Annotated in this window: 8 protein-coding genes; 4 read left to right on the top strand and 4 right to left on the bottom strand. The window is 60.6% G+C overall.

Going from position 1 to position 10,652, the window contains the following annotated elements; all coding sequences use genetic code 11:
• Positions 1-143 precede the first annotated feature (143 nt).
• Together clpB and HKD24_RS12220 are read right to left on the bottom strand one after the other, a co-directional pair.
• The gene (gene clpB, locus HKD24_RS12225; protein WP_194260532.1) at positions 144-2,744 is read right to left on the bottom strand and encodes an ATP-dependent chaperone ClpB; all 2,601 of its coding nucleotides are present in this window, start codon (positions 2,742-2,744) and stop codon (positions 144-146) included.
• Between the two features lie 89 nt (positions 2,745-2,833).
• A complete protein-coding gene (locus HKD24_RS12220) occupies positions 2,834-3,913 on the bottom strand; it encodes an aldo/keto reductase (protein WP_194260531.1) in 1,080 nt (359 codons plus the stop codon).
• Between the two features lie 197 nt (positions 3,914-4,110).
• Between HKD24_RS12220 and HKD24_RS12215 the strand changes: the two genes are divergently transcribed.
• Positions 4,111-6,318, top strand: coding sequence for a S9 family peptidase (locus HKD24_RS12215; RefSeq protein ID WP_194260530.1), 2,208 nt, complete (start codon positions 4,111-4,113; stop codon positions 6,316-6,318).
• Positions 6,319-6,394: 76 nt separating this feature from the next.
• Here HKD24_RS12215 and grxB read toward each other — a convergent pair whose 3' ends face one another.
• Together grxB and HKD24_RS12205 are read right to left on the bottom strand one after the other, a co-directional pair.
• The gene (gene grxB / locus HKD24_RS12210; protein WP_194260529.1) at positions 6,395-7,048 is read right to left on the bottom strand and encodes a glutaredoxin 2; all 654 of its coding nucleotides are present in this window, start codon (positions 7,046-7,048) and stop codon (positions 6,395-6,397) included.
• 61 nt (positions 7,049-7,109) lie between these two features.
• The gene (locus tag HKD24_RS12205) at positions 7,110-7,724 is read right to left on the bottom strand and encodes a YqgE/AlgH family protein (RefSeq protein WP_194260528.1); all 615 of its coding nucleotides are present in this window, start codon (positions 7,722-7,724) and stop codon (positions 7,110-7,112) included.
• 134 nt (positions 7,725-7,858) lie between these two features.
• Here HKD24_RS12205 and HKD24_RS12200 point away from each other — a divergent pair, with 134 nt between their 5' ends.
• From HKD24_RS12200 to HKD24_RS12190, 3 genes are read left to right on the top strand one after another with little or no spacing between them, the layout of a single operon-like run.
• Complete coding sequence (locus HKD24_RS12200) at positions 7,859-8,614, top strand: SDR family NAD(P)-dependent oxidoreductase (RefSeq protein ID WP_011252994.1); 756 nt, start codon at positions 7,859-7,861, stop codon at positions 8,612-8,614.
• Complete coding sequence (locus tag HKD24_RS12195; RefSeq protein WP_194260527.1) at positions 8,604-9,482, top strand: polyphosphate kinase 2 family protein; 879 nt, start codon at positions 8,604-8,606, stop codon at positions 9,480-9,482. The genes HKD24_RS12200 and HKD24_RS12195 overlap by 11 nt, the downstream gene beginning before the upstream one ends.
• An 8-nt stretch (positions 9,483-9,490) precedes the next feature.
• Positions 9,491-10,594, top strand: coding sequence for a glycosyltransferase family 61 protein (locus HKD24_RS12190; protein ID WP_194260526.1), 1,104 nt, complete (start codon positions 9,491-9,493; stop codon positions 10,592-10,594).
• Positions 10,595-10,652: the final 58 nt, after the last annotated feature.

The raw sequence follows: 10,652 nt of genomic DNA, 5'->3' as shown, positions 1-10,652 counted from the left end.
ACACTTGTCCACATTCCGAAAGCCCCGAAATCCTTAACAAATTCCACTTATCCCCGTGACCCATTCCGATCCGGGAATAATAAAAAGACGAAAAAAGCACCAAAAAGGCGCTTTTTCCTAACCGAAACCGGTTTTGACGAGGGTCAGTCTGCCGAGACAGCTTTCCCGTCGATCGTGAGGTCTTTGTCATTGGCCGAAACCTTGACCGTTTCCCCATCATGGATGCTGCCTTCAAGCAGCAGGCTGGCAAGCGGGTTCTGCAGGCTGCGCTGGATGACCCTCTTGAGCGGACGGGCACCATAGACAGGATCGTACCCTGCCGCGGCCAGCCACTCGGTTCCCTTGTCGTCCAGTTCCAGATCGATCTTGCGATCTTCCAGCAGCTTCTGCAGACGGCTGATCTGGATCTTAACGATCCGGTCCATATCCTTGCGCTGCAGACGAGAGAACAGAATGATCTCGTCCAGACGGTTCAGGAACTCCGGCCGGAAGTGGTTGCGGACCACCTGCATGACCTGCGGACGGACTTCATCTACCGATTCACCATCCGGCAAGTTGGCCAGAACCTCAGAACCAAGGTTACTGGTCAGGACGATGATCGTGTTGCGGAAATCCACCACACGCCCCTGCCCGTCCGTCAGACGCCCGTCATCGAGAACCTGAAGCAGGATGTTGAAGATGTCCTCATGGGCCTTCTCCACTTCATCGAACAGGATCACCTGATAGGGACGACGACGGACAGCCTCGGTCAGCACACCGCCTTCATCGTAACCGACATAGCCCGGAGGCGCGCCGATCAGACGGGAGACCGCGTGCTTCTCCATGAACTCGCTCATGTCGATCCGCAGCAGGGCCTTTTCGTCATCGAACAGGAACTGCGCCAGAGCCTTTGTCAACTCGGTCTTGCCAACGCCCGTCGGACCGAGGAACAGGAACGAGCCGATCGGACGATTTGGATCCTGAAGACCGGCACGTGCCCGGCGGACAGCGTTCGACACGGCAACCAGGGCCTGCTCCTGCCCGACCACACGTTCACGCAGCGTGTCTTCCATTCGGATCAGCTTGGCACGCTCACCTTCGAGCATCCGGTCCACCGGAACACCGGTCCAGCGGGAGACGACAGAAGCCACACCCTGATCCGTCACGGTATCGGCGAACAGACCGCTCTTTGAAGAGGCATCCTCTTCTTCCTGAGCCTTGGCGATCTGGGCCTCAAGGTTCGGGATCAGGCCATATCTCAGCTCTGACGCCTTGCCGAGGTCACCCTGACGCTGTGCCACGTCGATATCGGAACGCGCCGTATCGAGCTGTTCCTTCAACTTCTGGATCGCGTTCACCCGATCCTTTTCGGCATGCCATTCAGCACCCATCGCATCGGACTGCTCTTCAAGATCGGCCAGTTCGGCCTCAAGCGCGACCAGACGGTCTTTCGAGGCTGTGTCGTCTTCCTTGCGGATGGCTTCACGCTCGATCTTGAGCTGGATGATACGACGATCGAGTTCGTCCAGTGCTTCCGGCTTGCTGTCGATCTGCATGCGCAGTCGGCTGGCGGCCTCGTCGATCAGGTCAATCGCCTTGTCCGGCAGGAAGCGGTCCGTGATGTAGCGATTGGAAAGCGTCGCGGCCGCAACGATGGCGTTGTCCGTGATGCGGACACCATGATGCAGCTCGTACTTTTCCTTGATGCCACGCAGGATCGAGATCGTGTCGGCAACGGACGGCTCACCCACGAAGACCGGCTGGAAACGACGGGCCAGAGCCGCGTCCTTCTCGATATATTTACGGTATTCGTCCAGCGTCGTCGCGCCCACGCAGTGCAGTGTGCCGCGCGCCAGTTCCGGCTTGATGAGGTTGGACGCATCCATCGCGCCATCGGACCGGCCGGCACCGACCAGCGTGTGCATTTCGTCGATGAAGAGGATGATCTCGCCTTCAGCGGTCTCAATTTCCTTGAGAACAGCCTTCAGACGCTCCTCGAACTCACCGCGATATTTCGCACCTGCTATCAGCGCGCCCATATCGAGCGACATCAGCTTCTTGTTGCGCAGAGCTTCAGGCACATCGCCATTGACGATCCGCTGCGCAAGACCTTCGACAATAGCCGTCTTACCCACACCCGGCTCACCGATCAGGACCGGATTGTTCTTGCTGCGACGTGCCAGAACCTGAATGGTCCGGCGGATTTCCTCGTCACGACCGATGACCGGATCGAGCTTGCCTGCCTGCGCGACAGCGGTCACGTCACGGGCGTATTTCTTCAAGGCATCAAACGTGTTTTCCGCCGAAGCACTTGTCACGGTGCGGCCTTTGCGGATTTCCGCAACAGCGCGTTCCAGAGCCGGAGCACCGGCCTTACCGTCAACAAGCGCCTTGCCCGCAGGCGTATGGCTGGCAGCAATCGCCACAAGCAGGCGGTCCTGTGCAACATGACTGTCGCCCGCGACCTTTGCAGCAGATTCGGCAGCATCGAGCAGACGCGCCAGATCCGGCGTCATCTGCGGCTGGCCGGCACCGGCACCCTGAACTTTGGGCAGTTTTGCAAGGGCTGCGTCATTGGCGGTCTGAACGACCTTCGGATCGCCGCCTGCGGCGCGGATCAGGCCGGACGCAGCACCCTGTTCATCATCCAGCAGGGCCTTGAGCAGATGCTCCGGCGTCAGCTGCTGGTTGTAGTCCCGAAGCGCAATGGTCTGTGCGGCCTGAAGGAAGCCCTGGCTGCGTTCGGTAAAATTCTGAATGTCCATTCTCTTAAATTCCTCTCATGCCCCGTTACGGCGGCATTGATATGCTTGGCCCCCCCGGAGGCAGCGGCCTGTGATTAATATTTAGGCAGTCATTTTTTCGTTTCAAGGGCCTCCCGATGACGTTTTGCCGGTCCCTGCAAAACAAGATCCGCCTTGGAGAGACGGTCAAAGGCATTCCGGTTCTGATGCCAGTACGGATAGATCAGGTCAGGCGCACTCACATCGTCAAGCCGGCGAACCTGTTCCTGCGTCAGACGGAGCGACGCAGCGGCCAGATTGTCCAGAAGCTGGCTTTCCTTTCGCGCACCCAGAACCAGCGAGGTGATCGCCGGTTTGTGCAGCGTCCAGGCCAGCGCCACGCGGGCCGCAGAGACATTATGCTCTTCCGCGATCTGCACCAGAACCTCGACCGTATCATAGAGCTTCTTCAGGTCCCGGACTTCCGGCTCCGGCCAGCCGGAAATCCGGCGGGAGTCTTCCGGCGCCGTCTTGCCGCGGCGGTATTTGCCGGTCAGCAGGCCACAGGCCAGCGGACTCCAGACCTGAACGCCAAGCCCCTGATCCACGGCGAGCGGCAGAAGCTCATATTCGGCATCACGAGCTTCAAGGGAATAATAGAGCTGCTGGCTGACCGGCGCGACCAGACGGTCCCGCTCGGCGGCTCCCAGCAGTTTCATGGCCTGCCAGCCCGCAAAATTGGAAATCCCCGCATAGCGGATCTTGCCCTGATCGCGCAGGGTCTGGAGCGCTTCAAGCGTCTCCTCGACCGGCGTCAGACCGTCCCATTCATGCAGATAATAAAGGTCGATATGATCACGACCCAGCCGACGCAGGCTGTCGTCACAGGCATTGAGGATGTGATGGCGTGACAGCCCCTGCTCGTTCGGTCCCTTCCCCGTCGGGAAACGCACCTTGGAGGTCACGAGCAGTTCGCGGCTGCGTCCCTGAAGGACACGCCCCAGGATTTCTTCGGCCTCACCACCGGAATAGGCATCGGCCGTGTCGAACATGTTCACGCCATGCTCGACGCAGATATCCACCATCCGCGTTGCTTCGGCGACGTCCACCTTGCCGGTGGCGGCAAAATTGCCCTGCCCGCCAAACGTGACCGATCCGAAATTGAGTGCTGAAATCTTGAGGCCCGAGCGACCAAGCTGACGATACTGCATATCCATCAGGCTCCTTCTTGCTGAGACATACCGTGATACAGAACACCCGAGCCCGGGATCGGTCCCAGTAAAAACACCCCCGCTCCCGAAAACGTGAGACGGCTGCGTCATCCCTTGCGGAAACCCTGTTCACAAACGGCGAGCCGGTCCATGATCGACGTCAAAATCCTGTCCGCCATCATGCTTACGGAGATGCAATGTCGTCACATGTCCTGCGTCGCGCCCTTCTGGCCTGCGCCGTCCTTTCTCCGCTGCTGTCCACCGGGATCGGCAATGCGGCTCAACCCGCTACCTGCATGGTCGATCTGGCCAAGACCCGGAACGGCACGCTTGGACTGCCAAACCACGCCGAAATCACGCCGGATGGTCATTCCGCCCTGTTCCTGCGCTCGGGACCGTTCGACACGCATCTGCACCTGTACCGTTACGACCTTCCCGATCATTCGCTGCATGAACTGGCCGCCCCGGTCTCGGGCCCGGAACATCTGTCGGTCGAGGAAAAGGCCCGGCGCGAACGGGCACGCCAGAGCATGTCCGGCATTACCGACTATCAGATGAGTGAAGATGGCGGCACGCTTCTGGCCTCACAGGGCGGACAGCTTGAACGCATCGCCACCGATGATGGCCGTGTCACGCCGGTCGAAGGCCAATGGATCGCCCCCCGCCTCTCCCCGGACGGGCTGACCCTTGCCGCGGTGCGGGACAATGACCTGTACAGCGTCGATCTCGTCAGTGACCGCGAGACACGCCTGACGACCGGCGGCAGCGACACCCTGACGCACGGCCTCGCCGAATTTGCCGCGGCTGAAGAACTGGAGCGCGCGGATGGCGCCTGGTGGTCGCCGGACAGCAAGACCATCCTGTTCGAGGAAGCCGATAACAGCGACGTCGAAAAGCATTACATCACCAATCCCGAAACCCCGCAGGCCGAACCCGTCTCGTTCCGCTATCCTCGCGCCGGGACGAACAACGCGAAAACACGTTTCGGGCTTGTGGACGCGAAAGGCGGCCCGGTCCGCTGGATTTCCTGGGATCACGAGGCATGGCCGTATCTTGGTCGCGTGGTCTGGCGGAAGAACGGTCCTCTCGCAGTCGTACTGCTCAACCGCGCCCAGACGCAGGAACAGCTTCTCACGATCGACCCTGCGACTGGCGCCACCCATCTCCTGCTCGCCCAGTCCGACCCGGCCTGGATCGAGCTGGACCCGCGCGCCGCTTCCGGTGGCCACAACCTGCCTGTCTTTCTCGCCAATAATGCAGGCTTCCTGTGGGCCGCGGACCGGGGCAAGGACTGGCAGCTTGAACTGCACGCGCCTGATGGAAAACTCCAGCGCGTCCTGACGCCCCCTGGCCTGTCCTATGTCGCTTTTGACAATTACGATGCCGAACACAACACGGTCACCGTAACGGTCCGAACCAACCGGCTGGACAACGAGGTCGTGCATATCGACCTTGCAACCGGTGCCGTAACGCCATTCGTGACGGAGCGCGGCATTCATAATGTGCATGTCACGAATGGCACGCATACGGCCATGGTGGACACATTCGCCAGCGCGAATGGCACGCGCCAGACGCTGGTCCGGAATGAGAGCGGCCATGTCATCGCGACACTGCCCAGCGTAGCACAGCCGCCGAAACTTCCGGTTCATGTCGAGTTCACGACGGCCGGTCCGCGTGAGTTCGATGCGGCCATCATCCGCCCCGAAAACTTCAGCGCCTCAAAGCGCTATCCGGTTGTGCTGTCGGTCTATGCTGGTCCGGGCTCCAAGATGGTCCATGACACGCCGACCTCCTATCTTGATGACCAGTGCCTGGCCAATCAGGGCTATATCGTCGTCACCCTCGACGGACGCGGGACACCGGGGCGCGATCATGATTTTGAGCGTGCTATCAAGGGCAACCTGATCGACCTGCCGCTGCAGGACCAGATCGACGGACTTCAGGCCCTCGGCAAGCGCCACCATGAAATGGATCTCTCCCGCGTCGGCGTACACGGCTGGTCCTTCGGCGGCTATTTCACCGCCATGGCGACCATCCGTCGTCCGGATGTATTCAAGGTTGGTGTCGCAGGTGCGCCCCCCGTCGATTTCGCGGATTACGATACGGCCTATACCGAGCGTTATCTCGGCACGCCGCAGGAAGATCCGGAAGGCTATCGCAAGAGCAATGTCCTGACCTATGCCGACACGCTGAAACAGCCTCTGCTGCTCATGCATGGCATTACGGATGACAACGTCTATTTCGAGAACACCATGAAGCTGACGCAGGCCCTTCTGCACGCCGGAAAGCCCTACGACCTTCTGCTGCTTCCCGGCACGCACATGCTGCCCGATCCGATCATCCGTGCCCGGGTCGCCGAGCGGCGCGCGCAGTTCCTGAGCACGGTCCTTCAGCCGGGGAAATGATCCCCCGCCCTACGGACGTGAAAAAGGGGCCGGATCCTGTGATCCGGCCCCTTTTCTTTGCAGATTAGGTTAGTGATCAGACAGCAATGCCGTCAAACAGACCCACCCGCGAGAGCTCTGCCATGGTCTGGCGATAGACCTCGACTTCTGGCGGATAAACGACGCCACCGATCAGCGACATGCTGTGCAGATGCGCAAACAGGTGGATGTCGTCCGTGGACAGTTCGCCGTTCACGGCTTCAGGCGTCTGAATCAGTGGAGCCAGTTCCTTCAGCAGCGCGTTCAACTGCGTCAGTTCGTCGGTCTTCTCTTCCAGCAATGCGCTGAATGACCCGACGGACGGTTCCTTGCGACGGATGAACCCGGCACGCGCAGAGGTCGTCTCGAACTCCGGCAGCGGGGCCGCAGCAGCGCGGGGCAGGAACAGGTGATAGAGCGGCTTGCCCGCCTTATGCAGCCAGTCCGTGATTTCGGGACGTGCCTTACCCGTCAGGATAGGTTTTCCAATCGCGTCGATATGGGCGACGATGTCCATGCTCTCGGCCATGAATTGTCCGTCTTCCTCAAGGATCGGAACGACCTTGCGTCCCACCATGCGGACCGGGCCTTCGACATCATCATTGAGCAGGATCTGCCGCTCATAGGGGATGTCCTTCAGGCCAAAGATCATCCGCGCTTTGGTGCAGAACGGGCAGTGTTCGTAGATGTAGAGGATATAGGGTGCGCTCATGCTGCCTTCCTGTATGTGATGGGAGTATCGGCCTGAAGACTGCTCTGGAGGGAAAGCCTGTTCAGGCTTCCCCGACGGACGCTGAGAGAAGAAGTGGATCGATATCTATGGCCACCAACGCCTGACGCCATTTTTTGGCGTGATCGGTTCCGAACACGATCTCGTCAGTGGCAGGGGCCACGAACCAGGAACTGTCACGCAGGATTTCCTGTTCAAGCTGCCCGGGCGCCCAGGCGGCATGTCCGAGCGCCATCATGGCCTGCTTTGGTCCATGTCCGGCGGCAAGTTCGCGCAGAATATCGAGACTGGCGGTCAGGGTGGTGTGCCCATCGACGTCCAAGCTCCCCTCACCGGCCCAATCGGCCGAGTGAAGCACAAAGCCCCGGGAATGTTCGACCGGACCACCCATGCACACGCCGATCCGCCGCTCGGGAGGGCTGGGCTCGATTCCAAGCTGAGCGAACAGATCATCCAAGCCCGGCTGGGCCAGGCGCTTATTGACGATCAGCCCCATCGCCCCGTCCTGCTCCGAATGGGCGCAGAGATAGATTACCGTCCGTTCAAAGAACGTCTCCGCCAGTGCAGGCGCGGCCACGAGCAGTTTTCCCGTAAGGCCGCGTTCCGGAAAGGCGGGATCTGTCAGGTTGTCATTCTGTCCGTCGAGTGTTTTCTTCATGCCTGCCAACATGGGTGCATCCCTTCCTGTATTGCAAGCGTTTGCCTTCAGGAGTGTTAATGACATCCAATGTCATTGAACTGGGTATCCCGAGCCGCCCCTGCCGGGTGCGGACTGTCCGTCTGGAGATTGTCATGCCTCTCACCGTCCTCGTCACCGGCGCTACCGCAGGCTTCGGTCACGCCATAGCAACGCGCCTCGTGCGCGAAGGTCACCGCGTCATCGCAACCGGACGCCGCAAGGAACGTCTGGAAGCCCTCAAGGATGAACTGGGCGAGAGCGTCCTGCCCTATACGCTCGACATGACGGACCGTGAGGCTCTGCGCGCCCTGCCGGCCGCGCTGCCCGAGGAATGGCAGGACATCGACGTGCTGGTGAACAATGCCGGTCTGGCACTCGGCATGGAACCTGCACAGGACGCCGAGCCCGATAACTGGGAATCGATGATCGCAACCAATGTTTCGGGCGTTGTGGAACTGACGCGCGCTCTTCTGCCGGGCATGGTCCAGCGCAATACGGGCTACATCATCGCATTGGGCAGCACGGCCGGGACCTATCCCTATACGGGCGGCAACGTCTATGGCGCGACCAAGGCCTTCGTGCACCAGTTCACCCAGAACCTGCGCACGGACCTGCTCGGCACCCGCATCCGTGTGACGAATATTGAGCCCGGCCTGTGTGGTGGCAGCGAGTTCAGCAACGTGCGTCTGGGTGACGATGCCAAGGCGGCTGCCGTCTATAAGGACACGACGCCGCTGACGCCCGAGGATATTGCGGGGACCGTCTCCTGGCTCATTGGCCTGCCCTGGCATGTGAACGTCAATTATCTGGAAATGATGCCGGTCTGTCAGGCCTCGGGTGGACTTGCGGTGAACCGTCATGTCGGCTGAAACCGGGCTTCCTTCCCAACTTCGCATCACGGACGGGAAAAACTTCCGTCTGTCCTCCATCGCCACGAACGACAAGCTCGGCCGCCAGAAGGACACGTCCCGCACCCGCATCCGCGACTGCGTGGACCGGATGTCCGTCCTGCAGCAGCGACTGGCGGCCTATGCCACCCACGGCATTCTGGTCGTGCTTCAGGGCATGGACACCGCTGGCAAGGACGGCGCAATCCGCCACGCTTTTTCCGGCCTGAATCCGCAGGGCGTGCATGTCACGTCCTTTAAGGCGCCTGTCGGGATTTCAACACGGCATGATGATCTGTGGCGCATCCATCTTGCCGTGCCATCGCGCGGTGAGATCGGCATTTTCAACCGCAGTCATTACGAAGATGTCCTCGTGGAGCGCGTGCATCCGGACATGGTGCGCGCCCGTGGTCTCAATCCCGATCTGCCGGATTTCTGGGATCATCGTCTCGGCGATCTGCGGCATTTCGAGAGCTATCTGCGGCGGCAGAACATCATCGTCCTCAAGCTGTTCCTGCATATTTCACCCGAGGAACAGCGGCAACGTCTCCTCAAACGGCTGGACCATCCGGAAAAACGCTGGAAATTCAGCCCGTCGGATCTGAAGGAACGCGAATTCTGGCCGCATTACACCGCAGCCTATGAAGAGGCCATTCGTGCGACCGCAACGCCGGACGCCCCCTGGATCGTCATTCCGGCGGACCATAAATGGCTCGCCCGCGTGCTCGTGGCCGAAGCCCTGCTGGACACGCTTGAAAGCCTGCATCTCAAGGAGCCGGAACAGAAAATGTCTGATGCGCTCAAGGACGCCCAGCAGGCCCTGCTCAAAGGCGCGGCCAAGACCGTCTGATCCTGACCATGCCGCTTCTCTCCCGTCTCAGGCGCCTCTTCTCTCTACCGACCGGGCCCTCCGGTCTGGCGGAGATCGCACGCAGCACGACTGTTCTCGAAACCTGTCCCGTCCGACCGGTTTCCGCGCCCTGCACCTCTGCCCTGAGCCATCCGGAACGTAATCCGTTCCGGGACTGGGAGAGCATGCCGGTCACGGTCAGTCAGTACGCCCTGCGTGACGTTGTGCTGGACCAGCCGCTGATGACACTGCTGCATGCAGGCCATCCAGTCACTGAAACCGCCTATGTCCAGGATCCGGAGGCCGTGCGTAACCTGAAGCTGCGGCCTGCGGATATCGTCCGTTGCGCACCTTTCAAGGGCGTGATCGCAAGCTGTGTCGATCACTGGGCTTCGAACTTCTATCACTGGGTCGCCCATACGATCCCCACTTTGCATGTCCTGTCCCAGGCAGGCAGGCCGGTGCGCCTTGTCCTGCCCGAACATATGCATCCGTGGCAGTTCGAGACGCTGGAGCTTTTTGGCCTGAGCGATGACACTCATATCCGTCTGCAACAAGGGCGGCAGTACGCCTTCAAAACCCTCGACTACATCACCTTCGTCAATGGCAGCGCCGATTTCGCCGTCTCGGACCTGTCCCGCGACGCCTATGCACGGCTGCGTCAGGCCGCAGGTGCCACACCGAAACCTGCCGGACGGCACCTCTATATCGAGCGTGGCAGTTCGGCCAACCGGCACGTTCCCAACGAAGCCGAATTTGCGGAGGGGCTGGAGCAACTCGGCTTCGAGCGCGTGCATCCCGAAACGCTGTCGCTCTCCGAACAGATCCGCCTGTTCAGCGACGCCGGGATGGTTATGGGAATGCTGGGAGCCGGCATGGCCAATATCGCCTGGTGTCAGCCGGGAACGCTCGTTTACGAACTCGTACCGTCCCATCATATCAACCCCTGCTTCGCCACCATGGCGACTCAGGGCGGCCTGAAATACTGGGCGGATGTGTTCGAGACAGGTGCGGCACGGGAAAACCATACGGACGATGCCGCCATCCCGCTCCCGGTCGCAGACATTCTCGACCGGGTCCGCGAACTGGTAGCCCTCCTGCCCGACGCCTGAAAAAACAAACCCCGCCGGAGACCTGCTCCGGCGGGGTTCTGTTTCTCAGATCCGGAAA

This window comes from Gluconobacter vitians, from assembly GCF_015244565.1.
Classification (GTDB): Bacteria; Pseudomonadota; Alphaproteobacteria; order Acetobacterales; family Acetobacteraceae; genus Gluconobacter; species Gluconobacter vitians.
The sequence above is the reverse complement of the archived record's forward strand: the minus strand, read 5'-3'. Positions and strand labels throughout refer to the sequence as shown.

Excerpts from the sequence above, each read along its gene's own strand:
- clpB (WP_194260532.1), bottom strand. The coding sequence starts at position 2,744 with ATGGACATTCAGAATTTTACCGAACGCAGCCAGGGCTTCCTTCAGGCC.
- HKD24_RS12220 (WP_194260531.1), bottom strand. The coding sequence starts at position 3,913 with ATGCAGTATCGTCAGCTTGGTCGCTCGGGCCTCAAGATTTCAGCACTC.
- HKD24_RS12215 (WP_194260530.1), top strand. The coding sequence starts at position 4,111 with ATGTCGTCACATGTCCTGCGTCGCGCCCTTCTGGCCTGCGCCGTCCTT.
- grxB (WP_194260529.1), bottom strand. The coding sequence starts at position 7,048 with ATGAGCGCACCCTATATCCTCTACATCTACGAACACTGCCCGTTCTGC.
- HKD24_RS12205 (WP_194260528.1), bottom strand. The coding sequence starts at position 7,724 with ATGAAGAAAACACTCGACGGACAGAATGACAACCTGACAGATCCCGCC.
- HKD24_RS12200 (WP_011252994.1), top strand. The coding sequence starts at position 7,859 with ATGCCTCTCACCGTCCTCGTCACCGGCGCTACCGCAGGCTTCGGTCAC.
- HKD24_RS12195 (WP_194260527.1), top strand. The coding sequence starts at position 8,604 with ATGTCGGCTGAAACCGGGCTTCCTTCCCAACTTCGCATCACGGACGGG.
- HKD24_RS12190 (WP_194260526.1), top strand. The coding sequence starts at position 9,491 with ATGCCGCTTCTCTCCCGTCTCAGGCGCCTCTTCTCTCTACCGACCGGG.